Origin of the sequence: Blautia hominis (assembly GCA_002270465.1) — a bacterium.
Lineage (GTDB): Bacteria > Bacillota > Clostridia > Lachnospirales > Lachnospiraceae > Blautia > Blautia hominis.
The window spans coordinates 1-26,964 of the sequence record NQOF01000012.1 but is presented as its reverse complement, the minus strand read 5'-3'; the positions used below and the strand labels follow the sequence as shown (position 1 = coordinate 26,964).

23 protein-coding genes, 1 tRNA gene, 1 other RNA gene and 1 pseudogene are annotated in these 26,964 nt (G+C 47.4%); 22 read left to right on the top strand and 4 right to left on the bottom strand.

What is annotated here, in order from left to right:
• Positions 1 to 157 precede the first annotated feature (157 nt).
• Positions 158 to 2,677, top strand: coding sequence for a DUF6128 domain-containing protein (locus CI595_RS24840; protein ID WP_095176289.1), 2,520 nt, complete (start codon positions 158 to 160; stop codon positions 2,675 to 2,677).
• Here CI595_RS24840 and CI595_RS24835 read toward each other — a convergent pair.
• Complete coding sequence (locus CI595_RS24835) at positions 2,636 to 3,331, bottom strand: anaerobic ribonucleoside-triphosphate reductase activating protein (RefSeq protein ID WP_095176288.1); 696 nt, start codon at positions 3,329 to 3,331, stop codon at positions 2,636 to 2,638. The genes CI595_RS24840 and CI595_RS24835 overlap by 42 nt on opposite strands.
• Positions 3,332 to 3,478: 147 nt before the next feature.
• Between CI595_RS24835 and CI595_RS24830 the strand changes: the two genes are divergently transcribed.
• From CI595_RS24830 to CI595_RS24815, 3 genes are all read left to right on the top strand, one after another.
• Positions 3,479 to 3,566 (top strand) — tRNA-Ser (locus CI595_RS24830).
• A gap of 837 nt (positions 3,567 to 4,403) precedes the next feature.
• The gene (gene tadA, locus CI595_RS24820; RefSeq protein WP_095176286.1) at positions 4,404 to 4,901 is read left to right on the top strand and encodes a tRNA adenosine(34) deaminase TadA; all 498 of its coding nucleotides are present in this window, start codon (positions 4,404 to 4,406) and stop codon (positions 4,899 to 4,901) included.
• Positions 4,882 to 5,739: a homocysteine S-methyltransferase family protein gene (locus CI595_RS24815; RefSeq protein ID WP_095176285.1), complete on the top strand. Its 858-nt coding sequence runs from the start codon at positions 4,882 to 4,884 to the stop codon at positions 5,737 to 5,739. The genes tadA and CI595_RS24815 overlap by 20 nt, the downstream gene beginning before the upstream one ends.
• A 33-nt stretch (positions 5,740 to 5,772) precedes the next feature.
• On the opposite strand, the gene CI595_RS24810 is transcribed toward CI595_RS24815, so the two are convergent.
• Complete coding sequence (locus tag CI595_RS24810; protein WP_095176284.1) at positions 5,773 to 6,387, bottom strand: DedA family protein; 615 nt, start codon at positions 6,385 to 6,387, stop codon at positions 5,773 to 5,775.
• A 72-nt stretch (positions 6,388 to 6,459) separates the two neighbouring features.
• Positions 6,460 to 6,722, bottom strand: an RNA gene (gene ffs, locus CI595_RS24805) — signal recognition particle sRNA large type.
• 235 nt (positions 6,723 to 6,957) lie between these two features.
• Here ffs and CI595_RS24800 point away from each other — a divergent pair.
• The 10 genes from CI595_RS24800 (at position 6,958) to CI595_RS27230 (ending at position 16,276) form a co-directional block, all read left to right on the top strand.
• On the top strand, positions 6,958 to 7,434 hold the full coding sequence (locus CI595_RS24800) for a hypothetical protein (RefSeq protein ID WP_095176283.1): 477 nt from the start codon (positions 6,958 to 6,960) through the stop codon (positions 7,432 to 7,434).
• A 216-nt stretch (positions 7,435 to 7,650) separates the two neighbouring features.
• Positions 7,651 to 8,730: a 6-phosphofructokinase gene (locus tag CI595_RS24795; RefSeq protein ID WP_095176282.1), complete on the top strand. Its 1,080-nt coding sequence runs from the start codon at positions 7,651 to 7,653 to the stop codon at positions 8,728 to 8,730.
• Between the two features lie 19 nt (positions 8,731 to 8,749).
• Positions 8,750 to 10,384, top strand: coding sequence for a DNA polymerase III subunit gamma/tau (gene dnaX / locus CI595_RS24790; RefSeq protein ID WP_095176281.1), 1,635 nt, complete (start codon positions 8,750 to 8,752; stop codon positions 10,382 to 10,384).
• A 12-nt stretch (positions 10,385 to 10,396) separates the two neighbouring features.
• Positions 10,397 to 10,753, top strand: coding sequence for a YbaB/EbfC family nucleoid-associated protein (locus CI595_RS24785; RefSeq protein ID WP_095176280.1), 357 nt, complete (start codon positions 10,397 to 10,399; stop codon positions 10,751 to 10,753).
• A gap of 30 nt (positions 10,754 to 10,783) precedes the next feature.
• Complete coding sequence (gene recR, locus CI595_RS24780) at positions 10,784 to 11,383, top strand: recombination mediator RecR (protein WP_095176279.1); 600 nt, start codon at positions 10,784 to 10,786, stop codon at positions 11,381 to 11,383.
• 10 nt (positions 11,384 to 11,393) lie between these two features.
• Entirely contained in the window at positions 11,394 to 12,500 is a 1,107-nt protein-coding gene (locus CI595_RS24775; RefSeq protein ID WP_065543401.1) for a LacI family DNA-binding transcriptional regulator, read from the top strand.
• A gap of 231 nt (positions 12,501 to 12,731) precedes the next feature.
• Complete coding sequence (gene fsa, locus CI595_RS24770) at positions 12,732 to 13,385, top strand: fructose-6-phosphate aldolase (protein WP_095176278.1); 654 nt, start codon at positions 12,732 to 12,734, stop codon at positions 13,383 to 13,385.
• Positions 13,386 to 13,457: 72 nt separating this feature from the next.
• Positions 13,458 to 14,297 carry a transketolase gene (locus tag CI595_RS24765; protein ID WP_095176277.1) on the top strand — a complete coding sequence of 280 codons (840 nt, stop codon included), beginning with the start codon at positions 13,458 to 13,460 and terminating at the stop codon, positions 14,295 to 14,297.
• Entirely contained in the window at positions 14,285 to 15,223 is a 939-nt protein-coding gene (locus CI595_RS24760) for a transketolase family protein (RefSeq protein WP_095176276.1), read from the top strand. Before CI595_RS24765 ends, CI595_RS24760 begins: the two co-directional genes overlap by 13 nt.
• A 339-nt stretch (positions 15,224 to 15,562) precedes the next feature.
• Positions 15,563 to 16,276, top strand: a complete 714-nt coding sequence (locus CI595_RS27230; RefSeq protein ID WP_242987029.1) for an HD domain-containing protein — start codon at positions 15,563 to 15,565, stop codon at positions 16,274 to 16,276.
• Positions 16,277 to 16,302: 26 nt separating this feature from the next.
• Here CI595_RS27230 and yyaC read toward each other — a convergent pair.
• Positions 16,303 to 16,824: pseudogene (gene yyaC, locus CI595_RS24750) on the bottom strand (spore protease YyaC); the annotation flags it as partial.
• 164 nt (positions 16,825 to 16,988) lie between these two features.
• Between yyaC and CI595_RS24745 the strand changes: the two are divergent.
• The 8 genes from CI595_RS24745 (at position 16,989) to CI595_RS24710 (ending at position 26,204) form a co-directional block, all read left to right on the top strand.
• Positions 16,989 to 18,344, top strand: a complete 1,356-nt coding sequence (locus CI595_RS24745; protein ID WP_095176275.1) for a LysM peptidoglycan-binding domain-containing protein — start codon at positions 16,989 to 16,991, stop codon at positions 18,342 to 18,344.
• Positions 18,345 to 18,397: 53 nt separating this feature from the next.
• Positions 18,398 to 19,606, top strand: a complete 1,209-nt coding sequence (locus CI595_RS24740; RefSeq protein ID WP_243135250.1) for a DUF5711 family protein — start codon at positions 18,398 to 18,400, stop codon at positions 19,604 to 19,606.
• 110 nt (positions 19,607 to 19,716) lie between these two features.
• Positions 19,717 to 20,403: a CvpA family protein gene (locus CI595_RS24735; protein ID WP_162291971.1), complete on the top strand. Its 687-nt coding sequence runs from the start codon at positions 19,717 to 19,719 to the stop codon at positions 20,401 to 20,403.
• Between the two features lie 31 nt (positions 20,404 to 20,434).
• Positions 20,435 to 21,445, top strand: a complete 1,011-nt coding sequence (locus tag CI595_RS24730) for a LacI family DNA-binding transcriptional regulator (protein ID WP_095176273.1) — start codon at positions 20,435 to 20,437, stop codon at positions 21,443 to 21,445.
• 155 nt (positions 21,446 to 21,600) lie between these two features.
• The gene (locus CI595_RS24725; RefSeq protein ID WP_095176272.1) at positions 21,601 to 22,821 is read left to right on the top strand and encodes an ABC transporter substrate-binding protein; all 1,221 of its coding nucleotides are present in this window, start codon (positions 21,601 to 21,603) and stop codon (positions 22,819 to 22,821) included.
• 11 nt (positions 22,822 to 22,832) lie between these two features.
• Entirely contained in the window at positions 22,833 to 23,687 is an 855-nt protein-coding gene (locus CI595_RS24720) for a carbohydrate ABC transporter permease (protein WP_095176271.1), read from the top strand.
• Between the two features lie 3 nt (positions 23,688 to 23,690).
• On the top strand, positions 23,691 to 24,521 hold the full coding sequence (locus tag CI595_RS24715) for a carbohydrate ABC transporter permease (protein WP_171286951.1): 831 nt from the start codon (positions 23,691 to 23,693) through the stop codon (positions 24,519 to 24,521).
• A 15-nt stretch (positions 24,522 to 24,536) separates the two neighbouring features.
• The gene (locus tag CI595_RS24710) at positions 24,537 to 26,204 is read left to right on the top strand and encodes a glycoside hydrolase family 13 protein (protein WP_095176270.1); all 1,668 of its coding nucleotides are present in this window, start codon (positions 24,537 to 24,539) and stop codon (positions 26,202 to 26,204) included.
• Positions 26,205 to 26,964 lie beyond the last annotated feature (760 nt).

Here is a 26,964-nt window from a genome sequence, read left to right as displayed (position 1 = left end):
GTCATTCAGCATTTGTTATTATATATAATGGTGGCAGAAATGTCAACAATTTTTTGCGTTTTTTTCAAAAACTTTTCCGTTTGGTTTTTATGCTTGGTTCTAAAAGTTTTTTTCGCTCATATACTTTACGGAATAATTGGTATTGGAGAAAGAAAATTTGGCTGGATATCGGCGATTTGTTGCGTATGTATATGAGTACCCAGATGGAAAGAAAGGAAACGGAAAGGGTTTTATCAAAGTAGAAGCCCGTGACGGCAAGTGCCGCATGAATTACCGGATCACCGGTATTTATGGGAGGGAGGAGGCCCCCTGTAAGATATACGGGTTTGTGAGGAAAGAGCAGGGCTGTGAGGGCATTTATCTTGGAGAATGCGATCTTGCCGGTGATACAGTACAGTTTCAGACTGAGGTGCCTGAACAGGGACTGGGAGGCACGGCCTACGGTTTGAATGATCTGAGCGGTTTGATCATGCTGACAAGTGACGGAATGATGTATGGTACGGGATGGGATGACAAACCGGTGCGTCTGGAAGAAATACGCCTTCCGAAGATGCAGAAGGAGCCTTCCCGGAAAGCGGACAGTGCCTCTGAGAGAGCAGGCAGTGTGCGGAGAGAAGAGACCTCCGGGATGCATGAGGAGGAAGTGCCGGAAGGGGTAGCAGCAGCACAGGCTCTTACGGAGGCCGAGGAAAACCGCTATGGATCGTCCGGGTATTCCGGGGAGGAACAGGATGAGGTGTCCCGGGAGGAAGAGGGGGATCCAACAAACGGCAGCATGGGAGAACGGATTTATCCGCCGAATGCGTACATGGATGAACCGGTCAGTCCGGCGGATGAGGATATGGATGAGGCGGCTGCACCGCCGGAAGCAGGTATGGGTGAGCGGGTTATACCGCCGAATACAGGCAGGGGCGGGCAGAGCATGTCACCGGATACAAGAATGGATGAGCGGATCGTGCCGCCGAACGCAGGAATGGATGAAGGGATCGAACCGCCGAACCCAGGAATGGATGAGCAGATCGTATCGCCGAACGCAGGAATGGATGAGCGGATCGTGCCGCCGAACGCAGGAATGGATGAGCAGATCGTGCCGCCGAATACAGGAATGGATGAAGGGATCGTGCCGCCGAACCCAGGAATGGATGAAGGGATCGTGCCGCCGAACCCAGGAATGGATGAACGGATCATGCCGCCGAACGCAGGGATGGATGAAGGGATCGTGCCGCCCAATGCAGGAATGGATGAAGGGATCGTGCCGCCCAATGCAGGAATGGATGAATGGAGAGACACGCCGAACGCAGGAACGGATGAACAGGGAACACACGCAGGCACAGGTATGAATGGGCGGACCATACCACCGAATACAGACATGGAAGAACCGGCTGTCCAGCCAAATGCAGGTATGTGGGAACGGGATACTCCACGGAATGCGGGGATGCGGCAACGGGATACTTCGGGGAATGCAGGCAGGTGGGGAAGCAATACATCACGGAATGCAGACTGGGAAGAACCGGCCTATCCGCCAAACGCAGACCGGGGAGGAAACAATAGATCACGGAATGCAGACTGGGAAGAACCGGCTTATCCGCCAAACGCAGACTGGGGAGGAAATAATACATCACGGAATGCGGACTGGGAAGGACCGGCCTATCCGCCAAACGCAGACCGGGGAGGAAACAATACATCACGGAATGCAGATTGGGAAGAACCGGAGTATCCGTCCAATGCAGACCGGGGGAATCGCACCGGCACGCCGGGCAGGGGTATGGATAGGCCTTCCAGGATGGGGGCAGACCCTTACATGCCGCCGCGTATAAACGAGAGAGGGACCTATATACCGCCTCATTATTCTGAGGACGAACAGCCAATGCCTAGGCAGGAGGAACAGACCGGACAGGAAGATGCGGCGGTATTTTCCCCTGAGAGAGAAAACGCAGCGCGGTCCCCGGAACAGCCTACAGGTGGCAGGAATGCCATGGAGACAGAACGGAATATGGACACTACCATTCCGGATACGGATATGCCGCCTTACACGGAGGAAGAGCTGTATCGGGAAGCTATCAATAATGAAATCTTCGGTGGAGACCGGTATCCAAACGGCGGAATGCGGATTGAGGCGGCTGACGATGAAGACGCAGCGGAAAAGACCACATGGAACCCAGAGGGGGAAAATGAAGGGGATGAGATCAATCTTCTGGAAGAGCTGGACCAGGATGAGGATGCCATCCGCAACATGAGAGAGATGGAAAAAGAAGTATCGAAAAAGAAGGTACAAAAACCGGAAGCGGGAGAGCTTCATGAACAGTCTGCACAGGCAGCCAGACAGCCTGCTGTATTTGCGCCGTTTTCAGATGGGGAGATCGTGGATTGCAGGCAGATTACACCTGCGGAGCTGCGGATCTTAGCAAGAAGAGACAGAGGACTTATGAACAATAATTTCCTGAGACATGGATATTACCGTTATCATCATCTGCTCCTTGGCAGGAGAAGAGATGACGGCCGGTACATACTCGGTGTTCCGGGCGTTTACGACAGGCAGGAATGTCTCATGGCCGGCATGTTTGGGTTCCCCAACTTTAAAGCGGCCAAAACGCAGGGAAAAGCTTCCTCGCCGCGTTTTGGCTACTGGTACCGCTTAATCGACACCCCTGATATAAACCGCAGGAATCGTTCTTGACAGTATAAAACAGAAATCATCCAGATCCCTTTTAGAATAGCTGTTGAATCCAGGCCTTATGACTTCAGGGGAGTCCTTATAGGCCTGGAGGTAGTAAGCACTGCACCCGGCAAGCCATTTTCCGATAGAGCGGAAATCTTCCCGGGTATGCAGTTCCCTGACCACAGTGGTTCTGAATTCATAGGGGATCTTTCCGGACATAAGGAAATCCACGGACTCACAGATTGGCTTTAAATCCAGATTTTTACTGCCGGCAACCCTGGCATAAGATTCTTTGGATGATTTGATGTCCATGGCAACCATGTCCACCATTTTGTTGTTTATCAGTTTTTTCAGGATCCAGGGGTGGGAGCCGTTGGTATCCAGTTTGACCGGGTAGCCAAGCTCTTTTATTTTATCAATGAGGCAGAAAATATCCTTGTCCAGCGTGGGTTCGCCTCCGGTGATGCAGACACCCTCCAGAATCCCCTGACGTTTTTTCAGAACTTTAAGCACGTCCTCCATGGGAATCAACGGCTGTTCACCGGGTGAGAGGACAAGCCCGCTGTTGTGGCAGAAGGGACATCTGAAGTTGCAGCTTCCCAGAAAAATGGTGGCAGCTATTTTGCCGGGATAGTCAAGAAGCGTTGTTTTGTTAAAACCATTGATTGGCATAAAAATCCCCCTTTAGGCATCGTTTGGGCAGGACGGTAAGTCCTTTGCTGATACTTTATATTTTACTATACACAGTGAGCTTTTACCAGGGAAAACTCACATTTATACTTGACCGGAAAGCTGCCGGGCTTTATAATGGACAAGTATGGAGACGTATCGAAGCGGCCATAACGAGCTTGACTCGAAATCAAGTTGCCGGGTAACCGGCACGTGGGTTCGAATCCCACCGTCTCCGCTGCCTAAAACCCGCATGACCAGCGGGTTTTTTCTTTGCCCTGCAGGGGTTTGATGATTTTCTGTGATCATAAATAAAATGCCGGCACCTTGGCAGGCACCGGCAAAAGAGGGGGGAAAAGAAAAATCTATATGAAAATAAGTCAGTTGGCTTTATTAGGCGAAGCCCGGCAGCCACATATATCACTGTAATGCAGCTGCTGTCTTCTTCAACAACAATTAAAGTATAACTTGTAAATGTGAGGATTCTGTGACAAGGATATAAAGCTTTTCTGAAACATTTTAAAAATAATTAAAAAGAATCTGAAGAGGAAACAAAAGGCATTTCAGGACAGGAAAAAGCCGGTACTCTGCGAAGTACCGGCAAAAGAGGGAGGGAAAAGAAAAATCTATATAAATAAGTCAGTTGGCTTTTTTCTGAGGTCCGGCTGTTATGACCGTCCTCCTTGCTGACAATTACAGTATATCCAAGAAATATGAGTAATTTATGACAGCACCATAAAGCTTTTCTGAAATTTTTGAAGAATTTATGAAAGAAATGGGAAAGTTACTATTTACAGCCCTGCAAAAAGCGCAGTTCTGTAAACAGTAACACGCTTCGCGATACACAGATATGGAGCTTTCTGCCCCATATCGCGCTGGCTGCCTTAAAAACACCTCGCCAGATAGCAGCCGTGAATAGTAACATGGGAAAGACTTTGATACGGGAATGTTGTTGACTATTGCATTATAAAAGCAGGGTGTAGTATAATTCAAAAGTAGCTGTTTACGGCAAAAGAAAAACAAAGAGAGCACGGAACTGCTGCATATAAGATCATACAGAAAGGCGGATCGTGAGATGGATATACAGGAGAAGTATATGAAGGAAGCCATTAAGCAGGCAAAAAAAGCTTACGCCCTGAGGGAGGTTCCCATCGGCTGTGTGATCGTATATGAGGACAGAATAATAGCCAGAGGCTATAACCGAAGAAATACAGATAAAAATACGACCTCCCATGCGGAGATGAATGCCATACGGAAGGCCAGCAAAAAGCTGGGGGACTGGAGGCTTGAGGGATGTACCCTGTATGTCACACTGGAACCCTGTCAGATGTGTGCCGGTGCCATAGTACAGGCCAGAATTGATAAAGTGGTGATTGGCAGCATGAACCCCAAAGCCGGGTGTGCCGGATCGGTGTTAAACCTGTTGGAAATGGATGGGTTTAACCATAAGACAGAAGTAGAACGAGGTGTGCTGGAAGCAGAGTGCAGTGCTATGCTCAGCGGCTTCTTCCGGGAATTGAGGAAAGAAAAAGCAAAAGCAAAGGAGAAATGTCATGACAAAACAGGAATTTAGAGAACTGGTGCAGGCCAAAACATTGCTTTTAGACGGAGCAACAGGCTCCAATCTCATGAAGGAAGGAATGCCCAGGGGTGTCTGCTCTGAGCAGTGGATATATGAAAATCCCAAGGTGCTGCAGAAACTGCAGAGAGAGTACCGCGAGGCAGGGTCCGTGGTGGTTTATGCTCCCACATTTTCAGCAAACAGGATAAGCCTTGCCAATCACGGGCTGGAAGATAAGGTGGAGGAACTGAACCGTGGACTTGTACACATTTCCAGGGAGGCAGTGGGTGAGCAGTGTTATGTTGCAGGGGACCTGACTACGACCGGAAAGCAGGATGTGCCGTATGAAGAATTATTTGAGGCATACAAGGAACAGATAACTGTTCTGGCGGATGCAGGTGTGGATCTGCTGATCGCAGAGACCATGCTGGGTGTGGACGAAGTGATGGCGGTGTTGGATGCCGCTGCCGCGGTGTGTGAGCTGCCGGTTATGTGTACGCTGACGGTGGAATCTGACGGCAGCTTATTCTTTGGCGGAAATATTTATGAGGCGGTGGAGACTCTGGAGCAGATGGGGGCAGATGCTGTGGGAATTAACTGTTCCACAGGCCCGGACCAGTTGGTTTCCGTTGTGAAAAATATAAGGGAAAGAGTCCGCATTCCTGTTATTGTAAAACCGAATGCAGGGATGCCTGTGATTGATGAAAAAGGAAATCCGGTCTATTCCATGGGTGCGGAAGAATTTGCAGGGCATATGAAAACCCTTGCAGAGGCCGGTGCGGATATTGTGGGCGGATGCTGCGGAACTACCCCTGCGTATATCAGGAAACTGGCGGAAGTCCTGAAATAAGTAAAAGTTTTGAAATTAAGAAAGGCGTTTCCCTCATTTCTGAAGGAAACGCCTTTTTATGTAAACCAAAATGCCGACTAAAACGAAGACAAGGATCACAACACGGGCCACCTGGGTATAAGTGCCCAGGCACTCAGCCGCCTTCTGCCAGGAAGTTCCTGCAATGGCTCCCAGGGTGACAAGTACCAGGTTCCAGATAAAACTGCCGATCGTAGTCAGAGACAGAAAAGTACCCAGATTCATATGAGCCATACCTGCGGGAATAGAAATCAGGCTCCGCACGATGGGAATAAACCGGCAGAAGAGAACCGTGTAATTTCCTTTGCTGTCAAACCATTCCATAGCGCTGCCTACATCCTCAGGCTTAAAATGAAGTATTTTTCCGACTCTGCCTTCCAGAAGTGATTCCAGTTTTTCCCGTGGAACCAGATGTCCGATCTGGTACAGGAGAATGGCGCCGAACACACTGCCCACAGTGGAGGAGAGCACAACACCGATAATATTCATTTTTGTATATGTTGTCATAAAACCACCGAAGGTCAGTATGACTTCTGAAGGAATAGGGGGAAACAGGTTTTCAACCAGGATCAGGAGTGCGATCCCCAGATACCCGTAGGCATCCATTATGTGCATCATCCAATAACTCATCAAAAAAACCTCCGCTGTGATCGTCTCTTTCATCTTATGACGATACAGTGGAGGTTATTCTATTCTTTTTCACCGTGCGCCGCACCTCGAAACCCCTTCACGGACGTTACCTCTACAGTTAACTCGGCCCAGGCACCCTCACGGCACACAGAAGATTCTACTTAGTGCTGCTTCATTCCTGACCTGACACGGTTCGTAGAGTTCTGTTGCGCAAGACCCAGACGTCAGCGCCACTTATAAAGGGCAGCTCCGCAAAGAAAGCCCCTCAGATTTGGCATCACCCCTGCTGTAGCGGATTGCAGGTACAGGGCACCGCTATCTCCCCGGCTGCACGGTATCTAAAAGTATATCGGTTTTTGAACGGTTTGTCAATGAAAAAGAAAGGAAAAAAATTTGGCGCTACACTTTACAAAAGCAGAGAAGTGTAGTATAATGAATATCGACCATAAATGTGTTAATGTAATTTGAATTCCTCAACGAAAGAAAACGGACAGGCCGCATACCTGTCCGTTTTCTTTTTATGCAATAAACTTCCTTCTTATGCATAAAATATAGAAGGAGGACAAGTATATGAGAAGAAAAAAGATTATATTATGGGTTTTGTGCGCCGTTGCATGCCAGATCATGCCCGCCGCCACGGGAGGACTTCCGAAAATGAGCGGGAGCAAAAAAATAGAAGCAGCAGTTCTGCAAAATGAACCGCAAAACGTAGAGGCGCTCCCGGGCCAGCAGGAGTTCGTTGTCACAGAACAGCCTTTCCTGTCTTTTGAAGATATGGAACCCGGGGAGGAGAGGAGCCAGGTATTTTCCATCTGGAATACAGGGGAGGAAGAGGAGGCATACTACTTTACCATACAGGCGGCAGAGGGCATCACATGGGAGCTGGCAAAGGCCGGCACTCTGTACAGCAGCGGACAGGTCCTGCAGACGCCCCTTAAACTTGCGCAACTGCCGCCAAATGACCATGTGGTCTTCCAGCTCACAGTAAAAAACACAGAAAATGCCTTTGGCACTGCAGTTCCGGTATTTTCCAGGGATAAACCTTGAGGCGGCACATTTGCCAAAAAGAAAATTTTGAGTTGTGATAGAAAATAAAATAAGCTATAATGGATGCAGGTGAGTGATTCATGCACCCCAAATGCCAGGAGGCTCCCAGCCGCCATTAGTGGGAGATGGATTGGCAGAACAAACTGAGTTTACTTTCTAAACTCAGCATGTGTATTTTAGTAAACACTATATCATAAGATGGGATGTGAAATATTTATGAAGAGAATCGGTTTGTTAACAAGCGGCGGTGACTGTCAGGCACTCAATGCTACCATGCGCGGCGTTGTGAAAGGTTTAGCTTCCAATCTGGACGACCTGGAGGTCTACGGTTTTGATGACGGATATAAAGGATTGATATACGGGGATTACAGAATGCTCTCAGCTAAGGATTTCTCAGGAATCCTCACAAGAGGCGGTACGATCCTGGGTACCTCACGGCAGCCTTTTAAATTGATGCGTGTACCGGATGACAGAGGGCTTGATAAGGTTGAAGCTATGAAGCAGACTTATTACAAGCTGCGTCTGGACTGTCTGGTGATCCTGGGCGGCAACGGAACCCAGAAGACAGCCAACATGCTGAGAGAAGAGGGACTGAATATCATCCACCTTCCCAAGACCATAGACAATGACATCTGGGGAACCGATATGACATTTGGATTCCAGAGCGCAGTGAATATTGCCACAGAGGCGATCGACTGCATCCACACAACGGCAGCATCCCACAGCCGTATTTTTATTGTGGAGGTCATGGGACATAAAGTAGGATGGCTGACCCTGCACGCAGGTATTGCAGGCGGCGCTGACATTATCCTGATTCCTGAAATCCCATATGATATTGATAAAATAGCTGACGCAGTCAAGAAGAGGAACAGAGCCGGAAAAGGCTTTACCATCCTGGCAGTGGCGGAAGGCGCGGTTTCCAAAGAAGACGCAGCGCTTCCCAAGAAAGAGCTGAAGAAAAAAATGGAAGAAAATGCAAAGAAATATCCGTCCGTTTCCTATAAACTGGAAGCAGAATTAAAGGAAAAGCTGGATCTGGATATCCGCATTACCATTCCGGGACATATGCAGAGAGGCGGAAGTCCATGCCCGTATGACCGGGTGCTCTCCACCCATATGGGTTCTGCAGCCGCAGGCCTGATCTTAAAAGATGAATACGGCTATATGGTGGGAATCGTCAACGGCAAGATCAAGAAAGTCCCGCTTCAGGAATGCGCCGGCAAACTGAAGATGGTATCTCCGGAGGACCAGCTGATCAAAGCAGCAAAGAGGATCGGCATAAGCTTCGGGGATTAACTGAAAAAGGAGAATTTTCATGAGCTATACTGCTCTGTATCGGAAGTTCCGCCCCCAGGATTTTGAAGACGTTAAGGGGCAGGAACACATTGTAACCACATTGAAGAACCAGATGAAGGCAGACAGGATTGGGCATGCCTATCTTTTCTGCGGCACCCGTGGTACAGGTAAGACTACCATTGCCAAGATTCTGGCAAAGGCGGTAAACTGCGAACATCCGGTAGACGGAAGCCCCTGCAACGAGTGCGAGACATGCCAGGCGATCAATGCAGGGACCTCCATGAATGTAATAGAGATCGACGCCGCATCCAACAACGGCGTCGATAACATTCGCGAGATCCGTGAAGAAGTGGCCTACCGTCCTGCAAAAGGACGTTATAAAGTATATATCATAGATGAGGTTCATATGCTGTCCACAGGAGCGTTTAATGCACTGTTAAAGACGCTTGAGGAACCTCCTTCTTATGTTATCTTCATTCTTGCCACCACGGAGGCCCACAAGATCCCAATCACCATTTTGTCCAGGTGCCAGCGTTATGATTTCAAACGTATCACAGTGGATACCATAGCGGCAAGGCTTACGGAGCTGATGGATAAGGAAGGCACAGACGTGGAGGAGAAGGCCATCCGCTATATTGCAAAGGCGGCGGACGGTTCCATGCGTGATGCACTCTCCCTGCTGGACCAGTGTATTGCCTTTTATCTGGGTGAGACACTGACCTACGAAAAAGCCCTGGAGGTGCTGGGGGCTGTGGACACCCAGGTGTTCAGCCGGCTGCTCCGTCTTGTAGTAAAACAGGATACTGCAGGGGCGATCAGGACACTGGAAGACCTGATCATCCAGGGAAGGGAACTGGGGCAGTTTGTGGCGGATTTTATCTGGTATTTGCGCAACCTGCTTTTGGTAAAGACTTCCGATGCGCCGGAGGAGGCTGTGGATGTGTCTGCGGAGAACATGGAGCTTTTGAAGGAAGAGGGCAGGATGCTGGATGCGGAGACACTGATGCGCTACATCCGTATTTTTTCAGAACTGTCCAACCAGATACGCTACGCATCCCAGAAACGGGTGCTGGTGGAGATCGCGCTGATCAAGCTGTGCCAGCCGGTTATGGAGACCAACCTGGATTCCCTTTTTGACAGGATCCGGGTATTGGAGGAGAAACTGGAGAACGGTGTTGTAATGACAGGGCCAGCGCAGGCGGAGGGATATGCTTCCCAGACTGCGGATGCTGTCCGGAGCACAAAACCGGAGGAAATGCCGGCGGAACCCGAGGCAAAGCCTGAGAAAGCAGCGCCGGAGGATCTGCAGTATATTAAGAAGAACTGGAATTCCATTGTGCGGGAGACGAAAGGGTTTCTGCAGCAGATGCTGCTCACCTCCGCACCAAAGTACAACGGCAATACAGGGGAACCTGTCCTGTACGTGGAGTTTGGGAACTTCCAGGCGAAAATCTGCATGGACAATCCGGATACCGTACCCATGCTCAAAGAGATCATCCGGAAAAAAACAGGAAAGAGTGTGGAAATCGAACTTTTGCTTGCAGGCGGGGAGAATAAAGGACCCGCGGGGCTTGCCTCGATTTCCGTAGACGATCTGATCGAACAGAACATCCATATGGATGTTGTAGTGGAAGAAATGGAAGAGGAAGAATAGGAGGATTTGAACATGGCAAAAAAAGGAGGATTTCCGGGAATGGGAATGCCCGGAAACATGAATAATCTGATGAAGCAGGCACAGAAAATGCAGCGTCAGGCAGAGGAGAACCAGAAGGCACTGGAAGAGAAAGAATTTACTGCAACCGCAGGCGGCGGAGCCGTGGAAGTGACCGTTTCAGGCAAGAAGGAGATCACAAAGGTAAAACTGGATGAGGAAGTGGTTGACCCGGATGATATCGAGATGCTGGAAGACCTGATCATGGCGGCCACCAATGAAGCCCTCCGCAAGATGGAGGAGGAGTCCGCAGCTCTTATGTCTAAACTTACAGGAGGTCTTGGAGGCCTTGGCGGCGGATTCCCGTTCTAAGGGGCTTCCATGCCACAGAGGTGAAAAATATTGGAATACTACAGCAGTCATATCAACAAATTAATTGAGCAGCTTTCCCGTCTGCCGGGCATTGGAGCAAAATCAGCCCAGCGCCTGGCATTCCATATTCTGAATATGCCCAAGGACCAGGTGGAGCAGCTTTCCGCCTCCATTGTGAATGCCAAGGCCAACGTACAATATTGTAAAAACTGCTACACCCTGACAGACCAGGAAATCTGCCCAATCTGCAATAACCCCAGAAGGAATCGGAAAGTCATCATGGTGGTGGAGAACACCAGGGACCTGGCAGCATATGAGAAGACCGGGAAATATGACGGTGTGTACCATGTGCTGCACGGCGCTATTTCCCCTATGCTGGGCATCGGTCCGGATGACATTAAGTTAAAGGAGCTGATGCAGCGTCTTTCCCAGGATGACATTGAGGAGGTGATCATCGCCACCAATTCCAGCCTGGAAGGCGAGACCACGGCCATGTATATCAGTAAGCTGGTGAAGCCTTCGGGCATCCGGGTGAGCCGTATCGCCAGCGGCGTTCCGGTAGGTGGCGACCTGGAATATATCGACGAGGTAACCCTGCTTCGGGCACTGGAGGGAAGGGTAGAACTATAGGAGCTTTAACATGAAGAAGAAAGTGACGTCCACGGATATCGCAAAAGCAGCGGGGGTTTCTCAGGCTACGGTATCCATGATACTGAATAAAAAGTACAATGTCTCCTTCTCAAAAGAGACCATTCAGAAGGTGGAGCAGACTGCAAGGGAAATGGGATACAATATACCAAAGAGGCGTCCCAGAAAAGATGCTGGAAACAGCAGGCTGATCATTGTATTCTGCCCAACCCTCACGAACCCTTATTATGTCATGCTTCTCCAGGGGATTGAAAAAGTGGCCAAGGAAAAAGGATACGCGGTCTTCACCTGCGATACCCAGAGGGAGTTAAAGCTGGAGGAGCAGTACCTGAAGATGATGCATACAGTTATCCCGGCGGGCATTATCTACACCTTTAACCCCAGTCCTGTGTACATGCAGCAGGTGGAGGAACTGGCGAAAAAGATTCCCCTTGTCATTATAAGCAACAGGGAACGGGTGGAAGTGGATGCCATTAACCAGGACAACACCAAGGTGGGAAGCCTTATGGCAAGACATTTGCTGGACCTGGGGCACCGGGATGTGGCGTTTATCGCGCCGCCTCTTACAAAGAGACAGCAGCAGCGTTCAAAACGTGTGGCGGGATTTGTGGAGGAATATGAAAAAGAAGGTCTGGGAGGCCATGTTATCATCAAAGCAGCTGACGACGCTTTGGATGACCAGCTTCCGAGCATTGATTCGGAATACAGGATGGGATACAATCTGACAAAGGAACTTTTGGCCGGTCCAAAGAAGGTGACTGCATTTGCAGGGCTGAATGACATGATGGCCTTTGGGATCATAGACGCTCTCCAGGAAGAGAAATATAAGATTCCCGGTGATGTGTCAGTGATTGGCTGCGACAACATTATATTTTCCGGTATGTCACCTATGTCACTCACCAGCATTGAGCACTTTGTACCGCTCAAGGGGCGGGATGCCTGCGATATTATCATGCGTAAGATCGAATCTTTCCTGAATACATATTCTGACAGTGAGCCTACCAGTATCTATCATATTGAGTATGAACCTAAGCTGATCGTGCGCAAAACCACAGGTTATGTAAAACAAAAGCAGAAAAAGAAGAAAAAAACAAAATAAATTAAATGAATTCCGTTTTGTTATTAGTAATAAAATAGAAAGTGAATTGTGAAAAATTATAGGATTGGACAAGTTCGGTTTTCTTATTTCGCTGAAAATGATTAATAAAAATCAGGTTTATTAATATAAAAAATTATTTATAAAAACAACAGTGCTTGCGAAGGATTGCTTTATGGGGTAAACTGAGTGTATCAAAAAACAAAGCAAAGGTTTTGAACGGGAGGAAAAATTATGAAATTTTTTATCGACACTGCAAATGTAGAAGACATCCGCAAGGCAAATGACATGGGGATCATCTGTGGGGTAACCACAAACCCATCTCTGATCGCAAAAGAAGGACGTGATTTCAATGAGGTTATCAAGGAGATCGCATCTATCGTAGACGGACCGATCAGCGGTGAAGTGAAAGCTACAACAACAGACGCGGAAGGGATGATTAAAGAGGGACGCGAGATCGCAGCCATCCATCCCAACATGATCGTAAAGATTCCTATGACAACAGAGGGATTAAAGGCAGTTAAAGTCCTGAATGCAGAAGGCATCAAAACCAACGTTACACTGGTATTTACATCCAACCAGGCACTTTTGGCAGCAAGGGCAGGTGCAACTTATGTTTCCCCGTTCCTGGGCAGACTGGATGACATCTCCGTATGCGGTACGGACCTGATCAGTGAGATCGTAGAGATCTTCCAGGTTGCAGGTATTGACACAGAGATCATCGCAGCAAGTGTCCGTCATCCAATGCATGTGACAGACTGCGCTCTTGCTGGTGCAGACATTGCAACCGTACCTTACAAGGTTCTGGAGCAGATGACAAAACATCCTCTGACAGACCAGGGTATTGAAAAGTTCCAGAAAGACTATATTGCAGTTTTCGGCGAATAATATAACTGTTATAATATTGTGCGGGAAGCCGGTCAGGCTCCCGAACACAGAACAAACAATCAGGAGGAAGAAATGAACAAGTTAGAACTTCAGAAGACGGCTAACGAAGTCCGCAAAGGCATCGTGACTGCTGTCCATTCCGCAAAAGCCGGACATCCGGGCGGCTCATTATCAGCAGCAGATTTATTTACTTATCTGTATTTCCAGGAGATGAATATTGACCCAAAAGAGCCGAAGAAGGCAGACCGTGACCGTTTTGTGCTCTCGAAAGGACACACAGCGCCGGGCCTTTATTCTACTCTTGCACAGAGAGGGTATTTCCCGGTGGAAGATTTGAAGACTCTGCGCCATCTTGGTTCTTACCTGCAGGGACATCCGGATATGAAACATATCCCGGGTGTTGATATGTCCAGCGGTTCCCTGGGACAGGGCATCTCCGCAGCAGTAGGTATGGCCCTGTCCGCTAAGATGGACGGCGCGGATTACCGTGTTTATACACTGCTTGGTGACGGTGAGATCCAGGAGGGCCAGGTCTGGGAGGCATCCATGTTTGCCGGATTCAGAAAGCTGGACAACCTGGTAGTGGTTGTGGACAACAACGGACTACAGATTGACGGAAGCATCGAAGATGTTTGTTCTCCGTACCCGATTGACAAAAAATTTGAAGCATTTAATTTCCATGTGATCAACGTTGCGGACGGCAATGACTTTGACCAGCTTGATGCAGCGTTTCAGGAAGCCAGGGAGACAAAAGGAATGCCCACTGCTATCATCATGAAGACCGTGAAGGGCAAAGGGGTTTCCTTTATGGAGAATTCTGCCGGATGGCATGGAAAAGCTCCCAATGATGCAGAATATGAAATCGCTATGGCAGATTTGGAAAAGGTAGGTGAAGCATTATGTCAGAAGTAAAGAAGATCGCAACCAGAGAAAGCTATGGAAACGCATTAGTAGAGTTAGGCAAAAAATATGACAACCTGGTAGTCCTGGACGCTGACCTGGCAGGTGCTACAAAGACCGGTACATTCCAAAAAGCATTTCCGGAGCGTCATATTGACTGTGGTATTGCGGAGTGCGATATGATGGGTATTGCAGCAGGTATGTCCACCACAGGCAAAATCCCGTTTGCCAGCACATTTGCCATGTTCGCTGCAGGCCGTGCTTACGAGCAGGTGCGCAACTCCATCGGATATCCGCACCTGAATGTTAAGATCGGTGCTACCCATGCAGGTATCTCTGTAGGGGAGGACGGCGCAACACATCAGTGTAACGAGGACATGGCCCTGATGCGCACAATTCCCGGAATGGTTATCCTGAACCCGTCTGATGATGTTGAGGCAAGAGCAGCGGTTGAGGCTGCCTATCAGCATGAAGGTCCTGTATATCTCCGGTTTGGACGTCTTGCCGTTCCGGTTATCAATGATAAGCCGGATTATAAATTTGAGATTGGAAAAGGTATCGTTTTAAGAGAGGGTAAGGATGTAACGATCTTTGCCACAGGCCTCTGTGTAAGTGAGACTCTGGCTGCTGCTGAGAAGCTGGCTGCTGACGGGATTGACGCCAAAGTGGTCAACATCCACACCATCAAACCTCTGGATGAGGAGCTGGTCGTGAAAGCGGCGCAGGAGACAGGCAAAGTAGTCACCGTGGAGGAACATTCCGTAGTTGGCGGACTGGGCGGAGCGGTTGCCGAGGTCCTGAGCGAGAAAGCACCTACAAAAATGCTGAGGATTGGCATCAACGATGTGTTTGGCGAGTCAGGCCCTGCCGTGAAGCTGCTTGAGAAATACGGCATAGATGCCAATGGCATTTACGCTAAAGTAAAAGAGTTTGTATAAGATAAATACTAGGGTATTTATATAAGACAAATACTATGATATTTGTATAAGGCAAATACTAGGGTATCTATATAAGACAAATACTAAGGTATTTGTATAAGGCAAATACTAGGGTATTTATATAAGACAAATACTAAGGTATCTGTATAAGGCAAATACTAAGGCACTTGTATAGGCCTTTACAAAAAATAAGAGATGTTTTACAATCAGGTTAGAAACCTGGTTAAAGTGAGGGATGTCACCGCTGGGGACATCCCTTTTTCTAATGACAGAAGCGGCGAAGCGCCGCCCGGAATTCAGTAACATGACACACAAAGGGTATAAAGGAGTATAAAATATATGAAGCATAAGGGGTTATTCAGGAGGGATTCTTCCCGTGTGAGCACGGTTAAGGATCCGGGCAATGAGGAGTTTTATGAGTGCATAAAGGATTTGGTCCATCACCCTTATGTGCTCAGGATGAAGGATTATCCCCATCACTGCGAGACAAGCTGTTACCAGCACTGCCTTAATGTGGCCTATTATAATTTCCGTATCTGCAAATTCTTTGGACTGGATGCCAAGTCGGCCGCCAGAGCCGGGATGCTGCACGATTTATTTCTCTATGACTGGAGAGGGCACAGGAAAAAGACAGGTGACCCGGTCCATGCTATGACCCATCCCCATGCGGCTCTCCGAAACGCAAAAAAATACTTCCAGCTCAACAAGCTGGAAGAGGAAATGATCTTAAAGCATATGTTTCCCGTAACCCCGGTTCCGCCCATGCACAGAGAGACATGGATCATTACCCTGACGGATAAATACTGCGGAACCTGTGAGATCGGCAGATATTATTACCGGGCCTGGTTCCCAAGGGGAATTTATTATATGGCGAAACGGCTGATGAAAAAGGTCTTTGGAGAAGACTACCATTATGAGGATTATCAGCTTCCCTTCGGTTTGGCGGCCGCGGACTCTGCGGACAGCGGGGTTAATTTTGTCAAGCTGCGCCGGCGTTCCTCCTCCGGATGGAAGAAAGCCAAAAGAGAGGGACGGCGCGTGCCGAAGTATTGACGGTGGGCTACCAGGATCCCCGAGACAATGGCATCCGCCAGCTCCATGACAGTGGACAGGCGTGTTGTCTGCAGCAGAAAGTGTTCAAATGCTCCCGACAAGTTGACGATTCCGGTAATGGAGATGTCACCTACCGGGGGCAGTTTCTTTTTTACTCCCAGGCCGGGTTCCAGGGAACCTTGTCCGACCGTCACAAAGCCCTGGTGCTTTTTGGAACCCAGGGAGGCATCAATGGCTATTGTCAGGCTGTTGGGGTGTTCCTTTTTTACAGATTCCACGGTCTCCTGGAGATTCAGGGCATGGACAGGGTTTGCAAGGGTGCCGTATATACAGCAGCGGTTCAGATGTTCTTTTGCCAGGCGGTGGCCTATGAGCGGTCCGAGGCTGTCGCCGGTGATGCGGTCACTTCCAATGCATAGGAAGACCAGTTCTTCAAAATTGCTGTCGGATTTGGCGTAAAGTTCGGTGAGCAGGGAGCCGATCTTATTACCGGCCCGGTCTGTGCGGCCTTCAATATAGTAAACGGGCGTATCAAGGTGTGTGTCCATATTTTTATCCATCCTTTCTTTCCCCTATTTTGTCCGTTTTTACCTCTCTTTATCCTGTCTTTTTAACGGGATGTTTGTCGTTAAAAAAAGGCATGTACCTTTCCTAATCCGCTAAATTTCGCAGACTTTTCATGCTATCCTGTTGCCCAAAGGGGTGAATCTTTATGATAGAAATAGTCTACGAAAAAGAAAAACAAAAGCCTGAGGGAAACGAAGGATTCTTCCGCATCCCCAACAACATACGCCAGATAGGAGAAGTCAACGAAACACAAAAAATCTATATAGAAGATTATGCGTACACTTACCTTTGTAGAATCTCTTCCGGGAATTCTTCCAAAGGAAAAGCAGCAATTCTTCTGGGACAGGCCAACTGGAAAGACGGCGTTTCCTATCTTTTTGTGAAAAGTGCAGTTGTGCTTCCTGACATGGAAATTACTGAAGAACACCTTTCCTTTACCAGGGAAATCTGGAATCACGTGTATGAGAAGAACAAGGAATTTTTTCCGGATCAGGAAATTGTGGGATGGTATCTGTCCATTCCCGGATGCTCCATGGAGCTTCACGAAGTCATCTGCCGGACCCATTTGGATCATTTCGGCGGCAATGACAAGGTGCTCATGGTGATGGAACCCCTTGAAAAAGAAGAAGCATTTTACCGATACGAGGACGGGGAACTGTCCAGACAGCCGGGCTTTTACATCTATTACGAAAAAAACGAGCCCATGCAGAATTTTCTCGTAGCCCAGAATGACAAGGCGGAGACAAAGAGCGAGCAGGTCAGTGACCAGGCAGTAAAGACCTTCCGGAAAAAGGTGGAGGTGAAGTCTGAAGGAAAGAAACAGACAAAGAATACTCCTGTTTTCAAGACTGCCAGTGTGTGTATGATGGTGGCTGTACTGGCTGTGGGAGTCCTGTATCTCAATGATTATCACAAGCTGAAAAACACAGAGACGGTAATTTCCAAGCTGGATGAAAAAAACAGCGGGAAGGAGCTGGTCGAGACTAAGCCGGTCAATGGCCTGGTATCTGAGAATCAGAAAGAGGACAGTCAGGACGGGGCGGACCGGAATGCTGCAGGCACAGATGCCGAAAACAGCGGCGGGGATACGGACGCAGCAGATAATACGGCCAATGCCGCGGATACTGCTTCTGATGGCCGGAAAGATCCGGAAGATCAGACCGGGACAGAGGATGGAAACGGGCAGGATGACAGCGCCGCAGACGAAAAGACGGATGCAGGCGACAAGGATGCATCCAAAACAGATACCAAACCGGACAGTCAGTCTGACAGCAAAGGCAGTGCAGAAGGTGAGAAAGAGCAGAAGGACGGCGATGATGAGGATTCCAGCCAGACAGCAGGCTCCACGCACCAGTCTTACACCATTCACGAGGGCGACACCATCACAAGTATCAGTATGCGATATTATGGCAGCAGCTCTAAAATTAAAGATATCTGTGCTTTAAACGGCCTGTCACCGGAAGATTTTATTTTCCCGGGACAAAAAATTTTACTCCCGTAGAATTTTGTGCTATAATAGCCGAAAACAGTTACAGATTCGATAAGGAAGAGTGAATGGAAGACAATAAGACAAACGAGAAAAGAGAAAATATGAGCAGTTCTAAAAAAGCCGGACCCGCCTCCGGCCATAAAAGGAAGTCCCGCAGACGCAGAAGGCAGCAGCTAAAGCGCATACTGGTGGCTGCCCTGATAGTCATAGCTGTCATCATTATCGCGGTGGTGGTGATCCAGCGCAGGACTTATCACAAGTATTCCGTACAGTCCTCAGCCAAGAATGAGGATGTGCAGTCAGCCGGTTATGTCCAGCTTGGGGATTGTGTACTCAAGTACGCGTCAGACGGCGCGTCACTGCTGGACCAGAAGCAGGAGACAGTCTGGAAACAGAGTTATGAGATGACAAACCCTGTGGCAGATGTCCGGGACGAGACAGCAGTGGTGGCTGACAAGGAAGGCACACTGATGTATATTTTTAAGAAAGAAGCCCCTGTGGGCGCTGTGGAGACCAGTATGCCGATCCTCAAGGCAAGGGTGGCAAAAAGTGGTGTCGTGGCAGCTATTCTCCAGGACGGAGAGAAGACATGGATTGATTTCTACGCCACGGACGGCAGTCTGATCGCAGAAAACCAGACTAGAATAGACAGCCCCGGATATCCGGTGGACCTGGCAGTTTCCCCTGACGGAAAGCTGATCATGATCGCCTATCTCTATGTGGAGGATGGGCAGACAACCAGTTATGTGGCCTTTTATAATTTTGGCGATGAAGGGCAGGGCGAGATTGACAATATAGTTGCCGGATTTACATATGAGGGTGTAGTGGTTCCGCAGGTGGTATATCTGGACGGCAATGTTTCTGCGGCTTTCAGGGATGATGGATTTTCCATATATGAGGGAAGCAGTGTGCCAAAGGAGAAGACCAAAAAAGAAATAAAGACAGACATAGTCAGCACATTTTACAATGAAAAATATGTGGGACTTGTCTTTAAAAGCGGCGGAAAGGAAGAGAAGTACACAATGACTGTTTATGACCTTTCCGGAAAAGAAAAATTCAGCCGCAGTTTTAATATGGAATATAAAAATATCCGTATCAGTGATGATATGATCATTATGAACAATGACAGCCAAGTGTCCATGTACTCCATGAGTGGAATTGAGAAGTTCAACGGAAATATGGACGAAGGTGTTATCAAAGATATTTTTAAAATGGGCTCCAATCGGTATATTCTCGTGTCTGAGAATGGTATCAAGACAATTAAATTAAAATAGATAAAGTGATCTGGGAGCTGCCGGCGTATATGCGGCAGCTTCGTTTATCTGATGGATTTGTAACTGTTCAGTACCTTCACGGTTACATGGTTTCAACACAGGAGAAAATTATGAATTGGCTTAATATTATTGTACTTGCCGTATTTGTGTTATGTATTATGAATGGTATACGCAGGGGGTTTATCCGGACTGTTGCGGCTATGTTCTCGATTCTTGTGAGCATGGTGCTGGTCTATTTTTTGAACCCCTATGTAGTTGATTTTGTGGAGGAGAAAACACCGATCTATGATACGATCGAGGAAAAATGCAGTGAATCCATAGCCGCCGGGCTGGAGGGAGAACTGGGGGAGCAGGATCAGACAGCGTTCATTGAAGAGCTGCCGCTTCCGGAGAGCATGAAAAGTATTTTGAAGGAGAGCGGAGAGTTCTACGGGAGTTCTCTGGCGGATGTTTTTGCCGGATATCTGTCCTCCTCCATAGCCCATATGATCGTCAACAGTCTATCGTTTTTGGTGACATTTTTTGTGGTTTCCCTGATTCTGCGGTTTGCGGTGGCAGCCCTTGACAGTATCTTCAGCCTGCCGGTGCTGAGTCTGCTGAACCGGACCGCGGGAGCTGCCGCAGGATGCATTCAGGGACTGCTCATTGTCTGGGTGTTTTTTCTTGTCATTACTCTGTTCTGGAGTACAGACTGGGGAAGAACGGCTGTGGAGATGGCAAAGGAGAATCACATTACAAAATGGCTCTATGATTCCAACTTGCTTCTCAAATTCGTGTCAGGATTTTTGAAAATATAGAATTACTGGAAGGGTATAAGGAGTTTTACATATGGTTAGGATAAAAGATATCGCAAAAGAGGCCGGGGTAAGTCCAACCACGGTCTCCAATGTTATTCATGGAAATACGAAGAAGGTCTCCAAGGCCAATATTGACAAGATCCAAAGGATTCTGGAAAAGAACCAATACATTCCAAGTATGAGTGCTCTGATGCTGGCAGAAAACCGATCCAGGCTGATCGGTGTGCTGATCGGAGAGAGAGAGGGGAAGCGCAGGAGTATTGCCTCAGACCCGTTCACCAGTGTTATACTCAACTCTCTGGAACTGGAGATTTACAGACAAAATTATTATATGCTTTTTCACCTGGCAAATTCCCAGGAGGAGAGCTGGAAACTGGCTACTACCTGGAAAGTGGAAGGGCTAATCACCCTTGGGCTGTCCTCAGAGGAAAACCTGGAACTGAGTGAGAAATGTCAGATCCCCCTTGTGAGTATTGACAATTATTATGGAGAAGAAAAGGTAGCCAATATCGGTCTGCAGGATTTTGAGGGCGGTTATGCAATGGGAAGATTCCTGGCAGAGGAGGGGCATAAAGACATCCTCTTCCTTGCGGACAATGACGTGGGCGTGGACCATGAGCGGTGGCTGGGTGTACAGAAGGCTGTAGGGGAATACGGAGCGAAAGGTGCGGTGGCTGGGCGAAAGATCATGCCGGAGAACAGGGAACTGCGGAAGGCATGGTTGGAGGATAATCTGGAGGAGCTTAAGAGCCGTGACGTGCTCTTTTTTGCTTCAGACTTTTACGCTCTGGAGGCTATTCATTTTCTGCAGGATAAGGGGATCGAGATTCCGTGGGATGTATCTGTGGCGGGGTTTGATGACAGTCCCTATGCGGAGATCTGCAGACCGGAGATCACCACAGTCCGCCAGAATATCATGAAGAAAGGGCAGGAGGCTGTGAAAAGACTGACAAGCCTCATTCAGGGGGAGGAATTCAAAGGACAAGAGAGACTTCCCGTAGAAGTGGTGATTCGGGATTCGGTCAAACGAAAAAGATTGTAGTAAATTTCTACAAAAAAGACAAGTGCTTGTTGTATAAAAAGACGTTTTGCGCAAAACCTATTGTGCAGATTCTATCTTGTTGCTATAATTTGTGACAGATAGAAAAGGTTTTGCGCAAAACGTCTTTTGTTTTTGCTGAGTGAAAGGAGAAACATATGAAAAACAGATTGTTAGCCGCTGCAGCTCTTGCGGGCTGTGCACTGCTGATGACAGGCTGCGGGAAAAAGGAAGAAAACCACCTGGAGATTTTTTCGACAAAGATGGAGAACCAGGCAATCCTACAGTCTTTTATTGATGAATACACACAGGCGCATCCGGAAGTGACCATTGAATTTAACTCTCCGCCGGATGCCTCCACAGTGCTTAGGACGAAACTGACCAAGAACCGTGTGCCGGATATTATTTTCATGGGAGGGGATATGACCTTCCGGGATATGTCCGAGGCGGAAATCCTTATGGATTTAAGTGATATGGAGGAGGCTGACAGGATTAAGGAAGCCTACAAAGAGCAGGTTTACAACCTGAATCCTGATCAGGAGGAGAAACTCTACGGCCTGCCTTACGCTACAAATGCAGAAGGTATCATCTACAATGTGGATATCTTTAAGGAACAGGGACTTGAGATCCCCGGGACTTGGGATGAATTGATGGATGTGTGTGAGAAACTGGAAAGCGCCGGTATACAGCCCTTTTATTTCACCTTGAAGGATTCCTGGACAGGCGGGCCGCTTTGGATCCCGATGACATATGACCTGGCTGGAATGGACTTTTTCCTTGACAGAAGAGAGGGGAAGACCACTTTCCTGGGTACCCATGAGGAGGCAGCCGAAAAGATTCTTACGCTCACCCAGTATGGCCAGAAGGACCTTCTTGGAAAGGGATATGATGACGGAAATATTGACTTTGCCAACGGCAAGGCAGCCATGATGTTCCAGGGAAACTGGGCGATACCCAATATCCAGAAAGCAAATCCTGATGTGAATCTTGATATGTTTGCCCTGCCGGTCACAAACGATGAAAACAAAAATGCCATCATCTCCGGTATTGATGTGATGCCCACCATATATAAAGACACCAAAGAGGAGGAACTGGCAAAGGATTTTATAAGCTTTATCTTCCGGGATGAAAAGGTAAAGGCATATATAGAAGACCAGTTTGCGTTCCCGTCTGTGGATACTGTGGTGCAGGATAATGCCAGCGTGGCAGGTGTTGCAGATAAGTTTGCCCAGGGAAATATCGGGGACTTTGCAGATCATTATTATCCCACAGGCTTTGATTTCACAGTGACCCTGCAGACCTTTGTGAGCAAGCAGGGTGATGTGGAAGAGTTTTTAAAGAAACTGGATAAAGAATACGACAAATACAACAGTTTTTAGGGGGATGAATCATGAAAAAGAACAGAGCTTATATGGTGATCATCATACCAATGCTGGTACTGTTTTTCACCTTTCACACATTTTCCTTTTTAAAGGGGATCTTCTACAGCTTTACAGACTGGAAGGGATACGGAACCTGGGATTTTGTGGGTCTTACCAACTATCTGAAACTGTGGGGCGATGAGGCCATCGGCGATGCCTACAAGTTCACATTCAAATATGCAATCTGTGCCACTATACTGGTCAATGTCATAAGCCTTTTGCTGGCACTTGCGCTCAACGCAAAGATCAAATGCAAAAATGCACTGAAGGCTGTCTATTTCCTGCCTTATATGCTGAGTGCATTGATCGTCAGCTTTGTGTTCAACTTCATTTTTTCCAATGTACTGCCCGACCTGGGACAGAAGATGGGAATTGGTTTTTTAAGCACGAATATTTTGGGGCAGGAGAATTTGGCCTGGATTGGTATTCTGGTAGTGGGAGTATGGCAGGCAGTAGCCTTTAACACTATTATTTATATGTCAGGCCTGCAGACTGTGGATACGGATATCTATGAGGCCAGCAGCATCGACGGAGCCGGTAAATGGACGACTTTCTGGAAGATGACCTTCCCGCTGATCGCACCGTTTTTTACCATCAATATGGTGCTCTGTGTGAAGAACTTCCTCATGGTATTTGACCAGATCATAGCCATGACAAACGGCGGTCCGGGCACTTCCACACAATCCATATCCGTACTCATTTACAAGCAGGGATTTTCCGGTGCCCAGTATGCATACCAGTCAGCCAATGCGGTGATCTTCTTCATTGTCATAGCTGTTATTTCACTGTTCCAGACAAGAGTTTTAGAGAAAAGGGAGGCGTAGGATATGTTGAAGAACAAGAAAAACAATACCGTACTTACAGTGGTTCTGTTTGCGCTTGCAGCGGTTACTATTTTATTCCCGCTATACATCACCGTGGTGATCGCCCTAAAGACACCGGAGCAGATCGCGCAGTCCGTTCTGGCATTTCCCAACAAACTGCATTTTGAGAACTTTTTGACTGCTATTGAGAAGACAAACTTTTTCGTTACATTCAGAAATACGCTGATCATTACTGTGGTATCTGTTGCGGGAACCATTGTGACCAACTCCTTTATGGCATTTGCCATTACAAGAAACAGAGGAAAGAAGCTGTATGATTTTATCTACTATTTTTTGATCAGCGCTATGTTTATCCCATTTAACATTATCATGCTGCCACTGGTTAAACAGGTGAGCTTTTTCCACATGGATAATGTACCGGGACTGATCATACTTTATATTGTCATGGGACTTCCTATGAATATATTTTTGTATTCCGGCTATGTTAAGTCCATTCCTACAGCACTTGATGAAGCGGCAACCATTGACGGAGCCAATACCTTCCAGATGTTTTATAAAGTCATATTCCCAACCTTGAAGCCCATGAATGCCACAGTGGCTATTCTGACTTTCTTATGGTGTTGGAATGACTTTACTATGCCCCTGGTCATCATCAGTGACCAGAAGAACCAGACCCTGCAGCTTGCGCAGTATGTGTTCAAAGGGGAGTTTGCAACTGATTACAGCCTAGCCTTTGCGTCATACCTGCTGGCCCTTCTGCCTATTGTGATATTCTATCTGTTTGCGCAGAAACAGGTTATCAGCGGTGTTACCAACGGTGCGGTGAAAGCATAAAAAAGGAGAATGATTATGAGAAAAGCATGGTGGAAAGAGAGTGTAGTTTATCAGGTATATCCTAGAAGTTTCTGTGACAGCAACGGGGACGGAATGGGGGATATTAACGGTATCACAAGCAAACTGGATTATTTACAGGAACTGGGGATCAATGTGATCTGGCTCTCCCCGGTCTACCAGTCACCCAACGATGACAATGGCTATGATATCAGCGATTATCAGGCGATCATGAAAGAGTTCGGTACTATGGAGGACTTTGACAGAATGCTGGAGGAGGCTCACACCAGGGGGATCAAAATTGTCATGGACCTGGTGGTGAATCATACTTCCGATGAACACGCATGGTTCATGGAGAGTAAAAAATCCAAAGATAACCCGTATCGTGATTATTATATCTGGCGTGAGGGAAAAGACGGCAAAGAGCCGAATAACTGGGGTTCTGTTTTCAATGGTCCCGCTTGGGAGTACGACGGAAATACAGATATGTACTATTTACATATGTTCTCCAAAAAACAGCCCGATCTGAACTGGGAGAATCCTAAAGTACGGGATGAAGTATTTTCCATGATGAACTGGTGGTGTGAGAAGGGGATTGACGGTTTCCGCATGGACGTGATCAGTATGATTTCCAAGGCGGAGGGACTTCCCGACGGTGAAGTGCGTGACGGACTTCATGGAGATGCGTCTCCGTATGTGCAGAACGGGCCTCATGTCCATGAATATCTCCAGGAAATGAATCAGAGAGTGTTGTCAAAATACGACCTGCTCACTGTCGGTGAATGTGCCGGCGTTACCATCGGGGAAGCCAAGAGGTATGCCTCTGAGAAGGGGACAGAGTTGAATATGGTATTCCAGTTTGAACATATGGGACTGGACGGCGGTGAATTTTCAAAATGGAGTGACAGAAAGGTTAAGCTCACAGACTTGAAGGCAAATCTCTCAAAATGGCAGAATGAGCTGGAAGGAACAGCCTGGAACAGCCTTTACTGGACAAACCATGACCAGCCCAGAGTCGTTTCCAGATTTGGAAATGACAGCGTGAGATACCGGGAGGTTTCAGCAAAAATGCTGGCTACTTGTCTGCATATGATGCAGGGAACCCCATATGTGTACCAGGGCGAGGAACTGGGTATGACAAACATGGAATTTAATACTGTAGAGGATTTCTGCGATATCGAGAGTATTAACGCATATCATGAATATGTGGACAGCGGAAAAATAGACGGGGAAACCATGATGCGCTATCTGCGCTATAAGAGCAGGGATAACTCCAGAACACCTATGCAGTGGAATGCGGGCAAAAATGCCGGTTTCTCTACAGGAACTCCTTGGATGAGGGTGAATCCTAATTATGAGGACATTAATGCAGAGGAGCAGATAAAACGTGAGGATTCTGTATTCTCCTATTATAAGGAACTGATTCGCCTTAGGAAAGAAAAAGAAATTATCGTTTATGGACATTATGAACTTCTTATGCCGGAAGATGAAAATCTTTTTGTGTATACACGCAGTCTGGACAACGAGAAACTTCTGGTTATCTGCAATTTTACAGAGGAAGAGACTGTCTTCAGTATGCCGGATGAATTCACAGGTAAAAAGGTGCTTGTAGGTAACTATAAGGAGCAGGAAGCTGCGCCCAGTATCAGGCTGAGGCCGTATGAAGCATTAGTGATTGAAAAATAAAGGTAACGGTCCAGCATTGTTACAGACCGGGAGACGGGGATTTTGGTGTGCAGATGCAGCCAAAATCCCCGTTTGTTTCCGCGGGCGACGAGCCAGAGCAAAGCTTGCTTTGACTTGGCAGCTGCCGCGGGAGTCAATTCGGATGAAAATATAGTGTTCAGATTGTGGAATGAGTTTCCAAATACACGTTGACAGGCAGGTGATAACAGGATAATTGAGTCTCTTTTTGACGAAATAAGGTGTATTGTAAGCGGGTGTGGAAAAAGATGGTAAATACCTGAAAAAATTGCTGTTTAGTTATTGACATATTTGGCAGAGAATGCTATTATAAAAGCCTACCGGCGAGTTCTGGTAGCTATTTTTTACTGGTTTTAGAAGTAAAAGTAAAAAAGTGTTGACAATTGATGGAGGTTATGATATTCTATCAAAGTTGCCGTTGAGACAGAAAGTGAATGACTTTGAGAAAAATTAAAAAAGTTGTTGACAGACAGTGAAAGATGTGATAATCTATTATAGCTGTCGCAAAAGAAAAACGACAACAAACGCTGAAAACGTTAGTTTTCAGAAAAAAGATTTTTTGAAACGATTATTTGAAAAAAAGTTGAGAAAAATCAAAAAAGTTCTTGACAAGCGAAAAGAGATATGATAAAATATCAAAGCTGTCAAAAACTGACAGGAACCTTGATAACTGAACAGTGAAACACATGAATCGAAAATTCTTTTACATTCATTAGTAACAAACGAACGGTTCTAAACGAAC